13 protein-coding genes are annotated in these 14,668 nt (G+C 68.7%); 8 read left to right on the top strand and 5 right to left on the bottom strand.

The genetic code is table 11. The features are described from left to right. Nucleotides 1–12 precede the first annotated feature (12 nt). Nucleotides 13–264: a DUF3107 domain-containing protein gene (locus H7J93_RS07845; protein WP_267305706.1), complete on the top strand. Its 252-nt coding sequence runs from the start codon at nucleotides 13–15 to the stop codon at nucleotides 262–264. Here the strand turns inward: H7J93_RS07845 and fasR are convergent. Further along, the gene (fasR, locus tag H7J93_RS07840) at nucleotides 251–919 is read right to left on the bottom strand and encodes an HTH-type transcriptional activator FasR (protein ID WP_267305705.1); all 669 of its coding nucleotides are present in this window, start codon (nucleotides 917–919) and stop codon (nucleotides 251–253) included. The two genes, H7J93_RS07845 and fasR, sit on opposite strands and share 14 nt — an antisense overlap. Before the next feature lie 151 nt (nucleotides 920–1,070). Here fasR and H7J93_RS07835 point away from each other — a divergent pair, with 151 nt between their 5' ends. From H7J93_RS07835 to H7J93_RS07825, 3 genes are all read left to right on the top strand, one after another. Further along, nucleotides 1,071–2,102 (top strand): DUF3152 domain-containing protein, encoded by a 1,032-nt coding sequence (locus tag H7J93_RS07835; RefSeq protein WP_372507810.1) that lies wholly within the window; start codon nucleotides 1,071–1,073, stop codon nucleotides 2,100–2,102. 109 nt (nucleotides 2,103–2,211) lie between these two features. Beyond that, on the top strand, nucleotides 2,212–3,390 hold the full coding sequence (moeZ, locus tag H7J93_RS07830) for an adenylyltransferase/sulfurtransferase MoeZ (RefSeq protein WP_267305703.1): 1,179 nt from the start codon (nucleotides 2,212–2,214) through the stop codon (nucleotides 3,388–3,390). A gap of 36 nt (nucleotides 3,391–3,426) precedes the next feature. Then, nucleotides 3,427–4,281, top strand: a complete 855-nt coding sequence (locus tag H7J93_RS07825) for a TIGR02569 family protein (protein ID WP_267305702.1) — start codon at nucleotides 3,427–3,429, stop codon at nucleotides 4,279–4,281. Nucleotides 4,282–4,353: 72 nt separating this feature from the next. Here the strand turns inward: H7J93_RS07825 and H7J93_RS07820 are convergent, their stop codons facing one another. Both H7J93_RS07820 and H7J93_RS07815 read right to left on the bottom strand, forming a co-directional pair. Beyond that, nucleotides 4,354–4,650, bottom strand: coding sequence for an MGMT family protein (locus H7J93_RS07820; RefSeq protein WP_267305701.1), 297 nt, complete (start codon nucleotides 4,648–4,650; stop codon nucleotides 4,354–4,356). Beyond that, nucleotides 4,651–5,415, bottom strand: coding sequence for an alpha/beta fold hydrolase (locus H7J93_RS07815; protein ID WP_267305700.1), 765 nt, complete (start codon nucleotides 5,413–5,415; stop codon nucleotides 4,651–4,653). It lies immediately after the preceding gene. Between the two features lie 64 nt (nucleotides 5,416–5,479). Here H7J93_RS07815 and H7J93_RS07810 point away from each other — a divergent pair, with 64 nt between their 5' ends. Together H7J93_RS07810 and H7J93_RS07805 are read left to right on the top strand one after the other, a co-directional pair. Then, the gene (locus H7J93_RS07810) at nucleotides 5,480–8,611 is read left to right on the top strand and encodes an ATP-dependent helicase (RefSeq protein ID WP_267305699.1); all 3,132 of its coding nucleotides are present in this window, start codon (nucleotides 5,480–5,482) and stop codon (nucleotides 8,609–8,611) included. Continuing rightward, nucleotides 8,608–11,868, top strand: a complete 3,261-nt coding sequence (locus H7J93_RS07805) for an ATP-dependent helicase (protein ID WP_267305698.1) — start codon at nucleotides 8,608–8,610, stop codon at nucleotides 11,866–11,868. The genes H7J93_RS07810 and H7J93_RS07805 overlap by 4 nt, the downstream gene beginning before the upstream one ends. Here the strand turns inward: H7J93_RS07805 and H7J93_RS07800 are convergent. Next, the gene (locus H7J93_RS07800) at nucleotides 11,865–12,269 is read right to left on the bottom strand and encodes a DoxX family protein (RefSeq protein WP_267305697.1); all 405 of its coding nucleotides are present in this window, start codon (nucleotides 12,267–12,269) and stop codon (nucleotides 11,865–11,867) included. The two genes, H7J93_RS07805 and H7J93_RS07800, sit on opposite strands and share 4 nt — an antisense overlap. 43 nt (nucleotides 12,270–12,312) lie before the next feature. Between H7J93_RS07800 and H7J93_RS07795 the strand changes: the two genes are divergently transcribed. Then, the gene (locus H7J93_RS07795) at nucleotides 12,313–13,407 is read left to right on the top strand and encodes a potassium channel family protein (RefSeq protein ID WP_267305696.1); all 1,095 of its coding nucleotides are present in this window, start codon (nucleotides 12,313–12,315) and stop codon (nucleotides 13,405–13,407) included. Next, on the top strand, nucleotides 13,404–14,333 hold the full coding sequence (gene nudC, locus H7J93_RS07790) for an NAD(+) diphosphatase (protein ID WP_267305695.1): 930 nt from the start codon (nucleotides 13,404–13,406) through the stop codon (nucleotides 14,331–14,333). The genes H7J93_RS07795 and nudC overlap by 4 nt, the downstream gene beginning before the upstream one ends. A gap of 88 nt (nucleotides 14,334–14,421) precedes the next feature. On the opposite strand, the gene H7J93_RS07785 is transcribed toward nudC, so the two are convergent. Then, nucleotides 14,422–14,664, bottom strand: coding sequence for a mycoredoxin (locus H7J93_RS07785; RefSeq protein WP_267305694.1), 243 nt, complete (start codon nucleotides 14,662–14,664; stop codon nucleotides 14,422–14,424). Between the last annotated feature and the right edge of the window lie 4 nt (nucleotides 14,665–14,668).

Raw genomic sequence — 14,668 nt, 5'->3', positions numbered from 1 at the left:
AAGGTTCACAGCGTGGAGGTCAAGATCGGTGTCACGGACAGCGCGCGCGAGCTCGTGTTGAACAGCGCGCAGACACCAACCGAGGTGGAGAAGCTGATCACCGATGCGCTGGACAAGGATTCGGGCGTGCTCGCCCTTACCGACGAGAAGGGCAGGCGATTCCTGGTCCAGTCGTCGAAGATCGCCTACGTCGAGATCGGCGCCGCGGACGTCCGCCGCGTCGGCTTCGGGGTGGTCGGGTCCGAGGCCGTCAAGAACGCGTAAGCGGCACGTGTGACAGGCCGCCCCAGGCGAACTGGACGGTGCCTTCGACGGCGTCGTCCTTGCTGATCGGGCGGTCGTTGTTCAGCCAGTACCGCGCCGAGTCGACGCTGATGGCCACCAGGCCGACGGCGATCATCCTGGCGCGGTGCGCCTCCAGTCCGGAATCGCGGCTGATCAGGTCGAATACCGCATCCGTGCAGGATTCGGTGGCCACCTTGACCTGCGCTGCGACCTGCGGTTCGGTCACGTAGTCGTTCTCGAAGATCAGCCGGTATCCCTGGCTGTCGTGCTCGATGAAGTCGAAGAAGGCGTGAACCGCCGCGCGTAACCGCTGCCGGTTGTCCGTGGTGGTGCGAAGGGCCTGGCGCACACCGGACACCAGGTTCTCGACGTGTCGTTGCAACACCGCGAGATAAAGTTCCAGCTTTGACGAGAAGTGTTGGTAGAGAACGGGTTTGCTCACGCCAGCCCGCTCCGCGATCTCGTCCATGCCCGCCGCGTGATAGCCGCGGTCGACGAAAACCTCGCTGGCAGCGACGAGTAACTGCCCACGCCGCTCGTCGCGAGGCAGTCGGTTGCCACGTCGGCCGAGCGCTGCTCCGCCGCCCGGCTGCGCGCTCCGCCTCGTCGTGGCGGAGTTGGCGAGTTCGCTCATCACGTCCTTTATCTGCTCTGTTCGCAACGAGATTACTACCGTTACGACAACCAGCACGCAAAGCCGTGGTCGACGGCGTTGTCGGTGAAGCTCGCCACCGCCAGTGGCGCGCCGGAGGTCTGAGCACTCTAGCCTGTGTCATCCTGTGTCAGTGACCTACGACTCGGAGCGTCGCGGGGGAGGCGTGCCTGTGCTTCGCGACGAGTGGCGTGAGCCGCTGCGCGCGATGCGCGACCCCCTGGCGGGCGACTCCGGGCGGCCCAGGTCCAATCGCGACGAGCACCGCAACGTCCGCAAGCAGACCAAGCTGGGTCGTTTCGTACACACCTACGGTTGGCGGGCCTACGCGCTGCCCCTGTTGGCCGTGTGGACGGTCGTCGCGCTGTATCTGACGTTTGCCGGGTCCACCGAGGCCCCGACCGAGGACCCCGAGGGTCCGGTGCAGGGGCCGCCCACGATCGGGGTGGCCAGCACCGCGATCATCGGCGCCCCGCCGAAAGGGTTGACCCAGTTCGACGCGAATCTGCCGACCGGGATCCTGCCCGACGGTGGTCCGTTCACCGAGGCGGGCGCCAGGACGTGGCATGTCGTGCCGGGCGCCTCGTCGCAGGTGGGCGAGGGGACGGCGAAGGTGTTCACCTACACCGTCGAGGTCGAGGACGGTATCGACACCACGACGTTCGGCGGCGACGAGGGCTTCGCCCGGATGGTCAGCGAAACGTTGGCGAACCCGAAGAGTTGGACCCACAATCCGCAATTCGCGTTCACCCGCATCGACGGGACCGCACAAGTCGAACCCGATTTCCGGATCTCGCTGAGCTCGCCGATGACGGTGCGCGAGGGGTGCGGTTACGACATCCCGCTGGAGGCGTCCTGCTACAACCCGGCCTACCTCGACGGGCAGCCCCGCGTGTTCATCAACGAGGCGCGCTGGGTACGTGGCGCGGTCCCCTTCCAGGGCGACATCGGCTCGTATCGGCAGTACCTGATCAACCACGAGGTCGGCCACGCGATCGGCTACCAGCGACACGAGTCCTGCGCGGCCAGCGGCGAGTTGGCGCCGATCATGATGCAGCAGACGTTCTCCACCAACAACAACGATGCGGCCCGCTTCGACCCGGGCACCGTCAACCCCGACGGCAAGACGTGCCGCTTCAACCCCTGGCCGTATCCGATCGCCTGATCCGACGGCGGGAAGCAGCTGGGCCCCGACGCTGTTGATTGCAGTACTTATGCACAACTGCTGAGATGGTTGAAGCAACGTGAGCAAGCAAAAGCAAGGAGAAATCACGGTGTCTACACCGTTGCCGCCGCTGGTAGAGCCGGCGGCAGAGTTGACCCGCGAGGAGGTTGCGCGCTACAGCCGTCACCTCATCATTCCGGACCTCGGTCTGGACGGGCAGAAGCGACTCAAGAACGCCAAGGTGCTGGTCATCGGCGCCGGCGGGCTGGGTTCGCCGGCCCTGTTGTACCTGGCGGCCGCGGGGGTGGGCACCATCGGGATCGTCGAGTTCGACGTGGTCGACGAGTCCAATCTGCAGCGCCAGATCATCCACGGCCAGTCCGACATCGGCCGGTCGAAGGCCGAGAGCGCGCGGGACTCGATCCGCGAGATCAATCCGCTGGTGGACGTTCGGCTGCACGAGTTCCGGCTGGAACCCGACAACGCCGTCGAGCTCTTCCGGCAGTACGACCTGATCCTGGACGGCACCGACAACTTCGCGACCCGTTACCTGGTCAACGACGCCGCGGTACTGGCAGGCAAGCCGTACGTCTGGGGCTCGATCTACCGGTTCGAGGGCCAGGTCTCGGTGTTCTGGGAGGACGCGCCCAACGGGCTGGGCCTGAATTACCGCGACCTCTACCCGGAGCCGCCGCCTCCGGGCATGGTGCCGTCGTGCGCGGAAGGCGGTGTGCTGGGCATTCTGTGCGCCTCTGTCGCGTCGGTGATGGGCACCGAAGCCATCAAGCTGATCACCGGCATCGGGGAACCGCTGTTGGGCCGCCTGATGGTCTATGACGCGCTCGACATGACCTATCGCACGATCAAGATCCGCAAGGATCCGTCGACGCCGAAGATCACCGAGCTCATCGATTACGAGGAGTTCTGCGGTGTGGTGTCCGACGCCGCCGCCGAGGCCGCGGCCGACTCGACCATCACCCCGCGTGAGCTGCGCGAGATGTTGGACACCGGCAAGCCGCTCGCCCTGATCGACGTGCGCGAGCCCGTCGAATGGGACATCAATCACATCGAGGGCGCCGAGTTGATCCCGAAGGGCGCGTTCGAAACCGGTGAGGCGCTGGCCAAACTGCAGGTCGACCGGACCCCGGTGTTCTACTGCAAGACCGGCGTGCGCTCGGCCGAGGTGCTGGCCATCGTGAAGAAGGCCGGCTTCTCCGACGCGCTGCATGTGCAGGGCGGAATCGTCGCCTGGGGCAAGCAACTCGAACCCGACATGGTGATGTACTAACCGCTCGTTTGCCGGAGCTCCCCTTACGCTGACGTCATGAGTGTCGAGCGGCCCCCTGACCATGTGCTGGCGGGGTTCGGATTGACCGGTGTCACGCCGACGCCTCTCGGCTCGAGCTGGGAGGGCGGTTGGCGCTGCGGCGAGGTCGTGCTGTCGATGGTCGCCGATCACGCCCGCGCGGCGTGGTCGGCCAAAGTGCGCGAGACGCTGTTCGTCGACGGTGTGCGGCTGGCCCGGCCGGTGCGGTCGACCGACGGCCGCTACGTCGTCGCCGGCTGGCGCGCAGACACCTTCGTCGCGGGCACCCCGGAACCACGTCACGACGAGGTGGTGTCGGCCGCGGTGCGGCTGCACGAGGCGACGGCCAAGCTCGAACGGCCACGGTTTCTCACCCAGCCACCGGTGGCACCATGGTCCGACGTCGACGTGTTCATCGCCGCCGACCGGGCCGCATGGGAGGAGCGTCCGCTGCATTCCCTGCCGCCCGGTGCGCGGGTCTCGCCCGGTTCGGCGGATGGCCAACGGTCGGTCGAGTTGATCGGTCAGCTGGCCGCGTTGCGCAAGCCGACGAAGAGTCTCAGTCAGCTGGTGCATGGAGACCTTTACGGCACAGTGCTTTTCGAAGGCACTGCCGCGCCGGGGATCACCGACATCACGCCGTACTGGCGGCCCGCGTCATGGGCGGCCGGAGTCGCGGTCGTTGACGCGTTGTCGTGGGGTGACGCTGACGACGGGCTCATCGAGCGATGGAGTCCGCTACCGGAGTGGCCGCAGATGCTGTTGCGGGCGTTGATATTCCGCCTCGCTGTCCACGCGCTGCATCCGCGGTCGACGTCTGCGGCGTTCCCGGGTCTGGCGCGGACGGCCGCGTTGGTGCGTTTGGTCGTCTGACTTGGGCGCGTCGAGTGCACGCTTGTTTGCGCCCTCACTCGACGTTTGTGTACGACAAGCGTGCAGTCGCGTTCAGAACTCGTAGCGCACGTCGCGCAACGGGATCCGGCCGTCCCGCGCCAGCACACCTTCGGCCCGCAAGAGCTCCAATTGTTTGGTGGTCAGGTGCGGAGCAGGGCGACCCGATGCGCGAATGACCCGGTGCCACGGCAGATCCGACGAATCGGTGCGCATGATCCAGCCGACGATCCGCGGGCTGGGCAGTCCGGCCGCTTCGGCGATATCGCCGTACGTCGACACCCGGCCGGGTGGGATCGACGCCACCAGTGCGCGCACCGTTTCGACCTGCTCGTCGGTGACGGCCGCCATCTATCCCAAGGCCTTGCGTATCACCGTCGCCGTCTCGGCGGGTAAGGCCTGGGCGACCATGTGGTTGCACTCGAACTCGAGGAGCGCGAAACCGGGGGAGTCCGACAGTCCGGTGACCAACTCGTCGGTGACGTACGGCGGGTCGGTCCTGGCGGCCCGCACCAGTGTCGTGGGGATCGTGGAGGGCGGCAACGTGATCGGGCGGGCCAATTCGCTCCAGTACGACATCATCGCCGGGATGCTGATCCGCCAGCCACATCTGCCGTTGGACAGATCGATGAGGTGCTCGTCGAGTTCGCGGTCCAGCTCCTCGGCGGCGACGTCGGCCCATGAACCGTTCGCCTTCTCCGCGCGCGCCTCGGCCCGGTCGGTGTAGTCCGGCGAGGCCATCATGTCGTCGGCGATATCGCGCATCCACCCGCCGTCCAGGCCCACCGCCGGGTCGAGCAACACCAGCGCGGACACCAGCTCGGGATGCGACGCGGCGAGCATCAAGGCCACCGCGCCGCCGAAGGAATGCCCGACGACCACGGTCGGCCGGTCGAGTAGGGCGGCAAGCGCGGCCACGTTGGCGTCGATCGTCCACGGCGCCGACCACGACGAACGCCCGTGGCCGAGCAGGTCTGGTGCGGCGACCGTGAATTCGGTCAGATGCCGCGTGGCGAGGGTCTGCCAGCGCTGGCCGTGTCCCGTCAAGCCGTGAATCGCCAGGACCTGGATCGGGCCTTGTGGACCGTAGCGGTGAAGGTGCAGAGGTTCACTCACGGCTCTGATGCTGCCAGCCAGTCGGCGCGGCCGAATTGTCGGACCCCCGTGGTGTCATTCAGCCATGTCCGCACCACACCTCGATCTGACGCCCGCCGCGCTCACCGAACCCGGGATGCGCGGCGTCGTGCGAGTGATCGGAGGCGCGGGCACCGGCAAGAGCACCCTGCTGGTGCGGGCGGCGGCCGCACACATCGCCGCGGGCACCGACCCGGAATCGGTTCTGCTGCTGACGGGTTCGGCGCGGCTGGGCACCGAGGTGCGGGCCGCCATCACGTCGGCACTGCTCGAAGCGGGCACCCGCGCCGTCGTGCGCGAACCGTTGGTCCGCACGGTGCATTCGTATGCCTTCGCGGTGCTGCGCCTCGCCGCCCAGCGCAAGGGCGACCCACCGCCGCGCTTGATCACCAGCGCCGAGCAGGACGGCATCATCCGCGAACTGCTCGCCGGGGACCTCGAAGACGGGGACCGCTCGGCCGTGGCGTGGCCTGCCCAGCTGCGGCCTGCGCTGAGCACCGTCGGGTTCGCCAACGAACTGCGAGACCTCGTGGCGCGCTGCACCGAACGCGGTGTGGATCCTGTTGAACTGCAACGCATCGGGCGCCGTGCAGGACGGCCGGAGTGGCTGGCCGCCGGGCAGTTCGCCCAGGCGTACGAGCAGATCATGCTGTTGCGTTCCGCCGTCGGGATGGCCGCCCCGCAAGCCACTGTGCCCGCGCTGGGGGCCGCGGAACTGGTCGGCGCGGCGCTGGAGGCATTCGCCACCGACGACGAGCTGCTGGCGGCCGAACGATCCCGGATCGAACTGCTTCTGGTCGACGATGCGCAGCATCTGGACCCACAGGCGGCCCGCCTCGTTCGCGTGTTGTCGGGCGGTGCGGAGCTCACCGTGTTGGCCGGCGACCCGAATCAATCGGTGTTCGGCTACCGCGGAGCGGATCCCGCGTTGCTGCGCGGCGACGAGCCGGCCCTCACCCTGACCGAGTCCTATCGCTGCGCGCCCGCCATCGCGCGAGCCATCAGCGGCGTCGCCCAACGTCTGCCCGGCGCCGATGAGGCACGCCACCTCGACGGCGCCGACGGGCCGGAGGGCGCGCTGACCGTGCGGATCGCGGCCTCGCCGCACGCCGAATCCGCCTTGATTGCCGACGCGCTGCGACGCGCCCACCTGGTGGACGGGGTGCCGTGGTCGGAGATGGCGGTGATCGTGCGGTCGGTGCCCCGACTGGGGGCCGCGCTCGCGCGCACCCTCGCCGCCGCCGGCGTGCCCGTCGACCTGCCCACTCCCAGTGCGCCGCTTGCGGACCAGCCCGCCGCGCAGGCGCTGTTGACCGTTCTCGACGCCACCGCGCGGAGGGAACTCGACGGCGCGGAGGCCCTTTCGCTGTTGACCGGGCCGATCGGCCGGGTCGACCCGGTGACGCTCCGTCAGCTGCGGCGCGCGCTGCGCCGCCTGGACGGGAGTCAGCCGCCGCGTGAACTCGGCGATCTGCTGGTCGATGCCCTACAGGTCGAGTCGGACGGGCTCTCTGCGGAACTCGCGCGTCCGCTTCGGCGGGTCCGCGCCGTGCTGGACGCCGCGCGACGCTCGGACTCCGAGGGAGGGGATCCCCGCTACACGCTTTGGCAGGCCTGGCACCGGTCCGGTCTGCAGCGCCGCTGGTTGGCGGCGAGCGAGCGCGGCGGGACGGCGGGCGCGCAGGCCGAACGTGATCTCGACGCCGTCACGGCGCTCTTCGACGTGGCCGAGCAGTATGTGAATCGCACCGCCGGGGCGTCGCTGCGTGGCCTCGTCGATCACGTCACCGCACTGGGCCTGCCGTCCGGCTCGCGCGAGGAACATACCCTGCAAGACACCGTGGCAGTGTTGAGCGCGCACGGTGCGCTCGGCAGGCAATGGGAGTTCGTTGTCATCGCAGGGCTGCAGGAAGGCTTGTGGCCCAATATGATTCCGCGCGGCGGAGTGCTCGGCACCCAGCAGCTCGTCGACGTGTTGGACGGTGTGGTGGCGCCCAGCGACAGAGGAGTGTCGACGCGCGCGCCGCTGCTCGCCGAGGAGCGCAGGCTGCTCATCGCGGCGATGGGACGGACGCGCAGTCGACTGTTGGTGACCGCGGTCGACAGCGACTGCGGTGACGAGTCGATGTTGCCGTCCCCGTTCTGCTACGAACTGGCCGCGCTGGCCACCGAACCCGACTCCGAGCCCACGACGCCGGTGCAGGCGCCGCGGGTGCTGGCGCCGACGGCCTTGGTCGGGCGTCTGCGTGCGGTGGTGTGCGCCCCGCCCGATGACGTCGACGACAGTGTGCGTGCCTGCGCGGCAACGCAACTGGCGCGTTTGGCGCAGGCCGGTGTGCCAGGCGCCGCCCCCCAGCAGTGGTATGCCACGACGTCGTTGTCCACCGACGACCCGTTGTGGTGTGGAGACGACCACACCGTGACGCTGTCGCCCTCGACGCTGCAGATGCTGACGGACTGCCCGTTGCGCTGGCTGCTGGAACGGCACGGCGGCAGCGACGCGCCCGATGTGCGGTCGGCCATCGGGTCGCTGCTGCACGCCCTGGTGGCCGACTCAGGAAATACCGAGAGTCAGATGCTCAACGAGCTCGAAAAGGTTTGGGAGAAACTGCCGTTCGATGCGGCGTGGCATTCGGACAACGAGCTGGACAGGCACCGGATGATGGTGTCGACGTTCGCCGAGTGGCGCGCCCAGAGCCGCCGCGAACTCACCGAGGTGGGCACAGAGGTCGAGGTCGAAGGGGAGGTCGGCCGGAGCGAGGACGGCCCGGGAGTGCGGGTCCGCGGTCGCCTGGACCGGCTGGAGCGCGACAGCGAGGGCCGCTTGGTGGTCGTCGACATCAAAACCGGCAAGAGCCCGGTCACCAAGGACGACGCTCAGCGTCACGCCCAACTCGCGATGTATCAGTTGGCCATCGCCGAAGGCCTCATGCAGCAGGGCGACCAGCCCGGCGGCGGACGCCTGGTGTACCTCGGCAAGACCAGCGGGGGCCGTGCCGCCGAACGCGAGCAGGCCGCCCTCACGCCGGAAGCGCACGCGGCGTGGCGGGAGAAGGTGCGGGATGCCGCCTTGGCCACGCAGGGGCCAGAATTCGTCGCACGAATCAACGACGGCTGCGCGCACTGCCCGGTGCGAAGCATGTGCCCGGCGCAGGCGCGTTCAGGAGGTCAGCAGTGAACCCGCGGTACAGTCCCGCCGAACTCGCCTCGGCCCTTGGGCTCTTCGCGCCCACCGACGAACAGGCGGCCGTGATCGCCGCGCCGCCGGGGCCGCTGGTCGTCATCGCCGGCGCCGGGGCGGGCAAGACAGAGACCATGGCGGCGCGGGTGGTGTGGCTGGTCGCCAACGGCTATGCCCGGCCGGGTGAAGTGCTCGGTCTGACGTTCACCCGCAAGGCCGCCGGACAGCTGCTGCGCCGTGTCCGCACCCGGCTGGCCCGGCTCGCGGGCGCGGGCCTGGTACCTGTCGGCCCCGGAACTCCCGACCTCACCGACGATCCGGCGACCGTCAGCACGTACCACGCCTTCGCGGGAAACCTGCTGCGCGAACACGGACTGCTGCTGCCCGTCGAGCCGGACACTCGCCTGCTGAGCGAAACCGAGATGTGGCAGTTGGCCTTTCAGGTGGTCTGCGAACATCCGCAGCGGCTCGAGACCGACAAGACGCCGGCCGCCGTGACGGACATGGTGCTGCGGCTGGCCGGGCAGTTGGCCGAACACCTTGTCGACACCGAGCAGCTGCGCGACACGCACGTCGAGCTGGAGCGGCTTGTGCACACCCTGCCCGCCGGGCCGTATCAGCGGGACCGCGGACCGAGTCAGTGGCTGCTGCGCATGCTGGCCACCCAGACGGAACGTACGCACCTCGTCCCGCTGATCGATGCGCTGCACCAGCGGATGCGCGAGCAGAAGGTCATGGACTTCGGCATGCAGATGGCGTCGGCCGCCCGGCTGGCGTCGAGTTGCCCCCAGGTCGGCGAACAGCTGAGAAGCCGCTACCGGGTCGTGCTGCTCGACGAGTACCAGGACACCGGTCACGCGCAGCGGGTCGCGCTGTCGGCGTTGTTCGGCGGCGGGGTCGACGACGGGCTGGCACTCACCGCCGTCGGCGATCCCATTCAGTCGATCTACGGCTGGCGCGGCGCCTCTGCCACCAACCTGCCGCGGTTCACCACCGACTTCCCCCGTGCCGACGGCAGCCCTGCGCCGACGCTGGAGCTTCGCACCAGTTGGCGTAACCCGCCGGGCAGCCTGCATTTGGCGAATGCGGTATCGGCAGAGGCGCGCCGTCGCTCGGTGGCAGTCCGAAAACTGCGGGCCAGGCCCGACGCAGCCGAGGGCACCGTAAAATGTGCTCTCCTGAACGATGTTGTCGCCGAACGGGATTGGCTGGCGGATCATTTGGCGCGGATCTACCGCGAGGCCGACGACCGCGGCGCGGCGGTGCCGACAGCTGCGGTGCTGGTGCGTCGCAACGCCGATGCCGCGCCGATTGCCGAGGCGCTCACCGCGCGCGGCGTGCCCGTCGAAGTCGTCGGCCTGGCCGGCCTGCTGGGTGTTCCCGAGGTCGCCGATGTGGTGGCCACGCTGCGAACGGTCGCCGACCCCACTGCCGGCGCCGCCGCGATGCGCGTACTCGCCGGACCGCGGTGGCGGCTGGGCGCGCGTGACATCGCTGCGCTGTGGCGCCGCGCGGTCGAACTCGACGACGCCGGCACGGTGGACGAGGGCGCGGTGGCCGATCGGGTCGTCGCACAGGTCGCACCCGACGCTGACACCGCATGCCTGGCCGACGCCATCGCCGATCCTGGCCCCGCTGCGGCGTACTCGCCGACGGGGTACGCCCGCATCGTGGAGCTGGGCCGCGAACTCACCGCGCTGCGTGGGCATCTCACCCATCCGCTGCCCGAGCTCGTTGCCGAGGTGCGACGGGTGCTCGGCGTCGACATCGAGGTCCGGGCGGCGCGACCGGTTTCGTCAGGCTGGGCGGGCACCGAGCATCTCGATGCTTTCGCCGACGTGGTGGCCGATTACGCCAGCCGCCCGGGTGCGACGGTGGCCGGCCTTCTCGCTTACCTCGACGCGGCCGAGCAGGTGGAGAACGGCTTGGCGCCGGCCGAGGTCTCCGTCGCCGACGGCCGTGTGCAGATCCTCACCGTGCACGCCGCCAAGGGGCTTGAATGGCAGGTCGTTGCGGTGCCTCACCTCAGCGGTCGGGTGTTCCCGTCAACGGCGTCGGCCAGGACGTGGCTGACCGACGCCGGCGACCTGCCGCCGCTGCTGCGCGGAGATCGGGCGACACTGTCGGAGCACGGGGTTCCGGTCCTCGACACCTCCGACGTCAACGATCGAAAGACGCTGTCGGACAAGATCGCTGACCACAAGGACAACCTGGCGCTGCGCCGTGTCGATGAGGAGCGCCGGCTGCTGTATGTGGCGCTGACCCGCGCCGAGGACACGCTGCTGTTGTCCGGTCATCACTGGGGCGCCACCGAGACCAGACCGCGCGGTCCGTCGGCGTTCCTCGAAGAGCTCAAGGAGATCATCGAGCAGGCCGACGCTGCGGGCCAGCCCTGCGGTGTCATCGAGCAGTGGGCACCCGCGCCGGCCGACGGTGAACCGAACCCGTTGCGCGACAACGTGGTCGAGGCGGTCTGGCCGGCCGATCCCGCGGGTTCTCGCCGGGACGCTGTGGGGCGGGGCGCCGCGCTGGTCGCCGAGGCGATGTCGGGCGCGCCGGACGCGGAACTCGGTGCCGACGGCGATGAGGGTTGGGCGTCGGATGTCGACGCGCTGCTAGCTGAACGCAGCCGCGCGGACGACCGCCCTGTCCCGCCGTTACCGGCGCAGCTGTCGGTAAGCACGCTGGTCGAACTCGGCCGGGACCCCGAGGCGGTGGCGCGCCGGTTGCGTCGCAGGCTGCCCACCCGACCCGATCCACATGCCTTACTGGGCACTGCTTTTCATGATTGGGTGCAGCGCTATTACCACGCGGAGCGGCTCTTCGACCTCGACGATCTGCCCGGCGCCGTCGACCATGACGCCACCATCTCCGACGCGCTCGCCGAGCTGCAGGACGCGTTTGCGGTGTCGTCGTGGGCCGCCCGCACCCCGATCGATGTCGAGGTGCCGTTCGACATGGTGATCGGCGGGCGGGTGGTGCGGGGGCGCATCGACGCGGTGTTCGGCGACGACGACGGCGGCGCCACCGTCGTCGACTGGAAGACAGGTGACCCGCCCGACACGCCGGAAGCCAAGCAGCAGACCGCCGTTCAGCTCGCGGTCTACCGGCTGGCGTGGGCTGCGCTGCAGGATTGTCCGGTCGAGTCGGTGCGCGCGTCGTTTCACTACGTGCGCAGCGGGCTGACGGTCACCCCCGACGATCTGCCCGACGGCGACGACCTGCTGGCACTGCTGGAGAGCGTCGCCGCCTAAGAACTGCGGTAGATCTTCAGCGCCTCGGTGATCATCGGGATCTGCATTGGCAGACGGGCGATGGCGGCCAGGCGCATGGGCAATGACTTCGACGGGTCTTTGAACCACAGCCGCACCATGTTGAGGTTGCCGGGGAAGACGCAGATGTAGAGGGCCACGGCCGCCAGTGCGCCCAGCCGACGCGTCTTCGGCGCCAGCAGCAGACCGCCCACGCCCAGTTCGGCGACACCCGAGGCGTAGGTGTAGAACCGCGCGCTGCCAGGCAGCTCCTCCGGAATGATGCTGTCGAACGGCTTGGGCGCCACAAAGTGCAGGACACCTATGCCGAGCAGGCCGGCGCCCATCAGCTGTGCTCGTCGCGGATTGGCGCTCTGCTGCAGTTCGGGCAGGGGTGTGCTCATGGTTACATAATGGCGTGCGCCGACTGTTCAGCGACCGGTTCTGATGGCCAAGGGAAGATTGCGGCGTCGGCTCCGCCGATTCGACCAGTCGCTGGCCGATCAACCGGTCCACGCGCTGACCGATACCGTCCAGATCCCGACCGAACAGGTCAGCCCCACCCAGCGCATCATGCGGCGGGTCATCTACGCCCTTGGCGCGCTGTTCGCCGCGGTCTTCATCGTCTACCTGGACCGGCACGGATACCGCGACGTCGAAAGCACGCCGGACGCCAACAATCCGCTGACGTTCCTGGACTGCCTGTACTACGCCACGGTGTCACTGTCGACGACCGGCTACGGCGACATCACGCCGGTCACTCCGTCGGCCCGGCTCGTCAACGTTCTCGTCATCACGCCACTGCGGATCGCGTTCCTGATCGTGCTCATCGGTACGACGGTTGAAACCCTCACCACGCAGTCGCGGCAGGTCTACCAAATCCAGCGATGGAGGAACAAGGTGCGCAACCACATCATCATCGTGGGCTACGGCACGAAGGGCAGGACCGCGGCCGCCGCGATGGTCGGCGACGAGGTGGCGCCCGCCGACATCGTCGTCGTCGACGAGAACCCCGTCGCGCTCGAGCGTGCGAAGAGCGCCGGACTGGTCACCGTGCGCGGCAGCGCGACCGATTCGGAGATCCTGCGGCTCGCCAGCGCTCAGCACGCCAAGGCGATCATCGTGGCGACCAATCGAGACGACAGTGCTGTGCTCGTCACGCTGACCGCGCGCGAGCTCGCGCCCAAGGCCAAGATCATCGCGGCGGTGCGGGAAGCCGAGAATCAGCACCTGCTCGAGCAATCCGGCGCGGACTCGACGGTCGTGACTTCGGAGACAGCAGGCCGTCTGCTGGGCATAGCGGTACAGACCCCGAGCGTTGTGGAGATGATGGAAGACCTACTCACCCCCGACGCCGGTTTCGCGATCGCCGAGCGCGAAGTCAGTCCCAAAGAGGTCGGCGGGTCGCCAAGGCACAACACCGACATCGTGCTCGGCGTCGTACGCAACGGGAAGCTGTTGCGCGTCGACGATGAAGAGGCCGACGCCCTCGAGAACGGTGATCGGCTGTTGTACATCCGTAACGCGGACGCGGAAAGATGACGAACGGCTTCCAGCTCCGCAACGTCCCGCTGCTGTCGCGCGTCGGCGCCGACCGTGCTGACGTATTGCGCACCGACGTCGACGCCGCGCTGGCCGGCTGGCCGGACGCGGCGGTGCTACGTGTCGACCGTCGCAACCAGGTGCTGATCTCCGAGGGCAGGGTGGTCCTCGGCAAGGCGGCCAGTCTCGGCCCCAAGCCTCCCGAGAACGCGGTCTTCCTCGGGCGGCTCGGCGATGGCCGGCATGTGTGGGGGATCCGTGCCGCCCTGGAGGGGCCGGAGGATCCGCACATCGAGACCGAGGTGCTCGACCTGCGCCGCGCGGGCCCGATCTTCGACGACGTCAGCGCCCAGCTCGTCGCGACCGCAACTGCACTGCTGAATTGGCATGACAGCGCGCGATTCAGCGCGATCGACGGCGCGCCCACGAAGCCGATCAAGGGCGGCTGGGCGAGGGCCAACGCCGCCAACGGTCACGAGGAGTTCCCGCGCATCGACCCGGCGGTGATCTGCCTCGTCCACGACGGCCACGACCGCGCTGTGCTGGCCCGTCAGACGGTGTGGCCCGAGCGGCTGTTCTCGTTGCTCGCCGGGTTCGTCGAGGCGGGGGAGTCGTTCGAATCGTGCGTCGTCCGCGAGATCGCCGAGGAGATCGGGCTGCACGTGACCGATGTCCAATACCTGGGCAGCCAGCCGTGGCCGTTCCCGCGCTCGCTGATGGTCGGCTTCCACGCGATCGGTGACCCGGAGCAGGAGTTCTCGTTCAACGACGGCGAGATCGCGGAGGCGGCCTGGTTCACTCGGGATGAGGTCCGCGCCGCGCTGGCCGACGGCGACTGGAGTAGCGACTCGCCGTCACGGCTGCTGCTGCCGGGATCGATCTCGATCGCCCGGGAGATCATCGAATCCTGGGCCGCGCTGGACTGATTACGCGACCTATTACGCGCGAGCAGACGCAAGCACCCCCATTTTCACGACGTTTCGGGGGTCTACGCGTCTGCTCGCGACTTGGGCGTCAGCGGCCGAGCTTCGCCTTGACCTGCGCTCCCGTCGGGTTGGTCAGCGTGCTGCCGTCGGGGAACTTCAGCGTCGGCACCGTCTGGTTCCCGCCGTTCGCCGAGGCGACGAACTCCGCCGCAGCGGGGTCTGCCTCGATGTCGACCTCGTTGAACGCGATGCCCTCGGCCTTCAGCACCTTCTTCAGGCGGACGCAGTAGCCACACCACGACGTGGTGTACATGGTCAGCTCAGCACTCATAGAG

It is taken from the genome of Mycobacterium barrassiae, from assembly GCF_025822765.1.
GTDB lineage: Bacteria > Actinomycetota > Actinomycetes > Mycobacteriales > Mycobacteriaceae > Mycobacterium > Mycobacterium barrassiae.
This window is presented reverse-complemented; position numbering and strand designations above follow the sequence as displayed.

What these genes read in the sequence shown, in the direction of transcription:
- H7J93_RS07825 (WP_267305702.1), top strand. Translation starts at nt 3,427, where the DNA reads ATGAGTGTCGAGCGGCCCCCTGACCATGTGCTGGCGGGGTTCGGATTG.
- nudC (WP_267305695.1), top strand. Translation starts at nt 13,404, where the DNA reads ATGACGAACGGCTTCCAGCTCCGCAACGTCCCGCTGCTGTCGCGCGTC.
- H7J93_RS07800 (WP_267305697.1), bottom strand. Translation starts at nt 12,269, where the DNA reads ATGAGCACACCCCTGCCCGAACTGCAGCAGAGCGCCAATCCGCGACGA.
- fasR (WP_267305705.1), bottom strand. Translation starts at nt 919, where the DNA reads ATGAGCGAACTCGCCAACTCCGCCACGACGAGGCGGAGCGCGCAGCCG.
- H7J93_RS07795 (WP_267305696.1), top strand. Translation starts at nt 12,313, where the DNA reads ATGGCCAAGGGAAGATTGCGGCGTCGGCTCCGCCGATTCGACCAGTCG.
- H7J93_RS07820 (WP_267305701.1), bottom strand. Translation starts at nt 4,650, where the DNA reads ATGGCGGCCGTCACCGACGAGCAGGTCGAAACGGTGCGCGCACTGGTG.
- H7J93_RS07810 (WP_267305699.1), top strand. Translation starts at nt 5,480, where the DNA reads ATGTCCGCACCACACCTCGATCTGACGCCCGCCGCGCTCACCGAACCC.
- H7J93_RS07785 (WP_267305694.1), bottom strand. Translation starts at nt 14,664, where the DNA reads ATGAGTGCTGAGCTGACCATGTACACCACGTCGTGGTGTGGCTACTGC.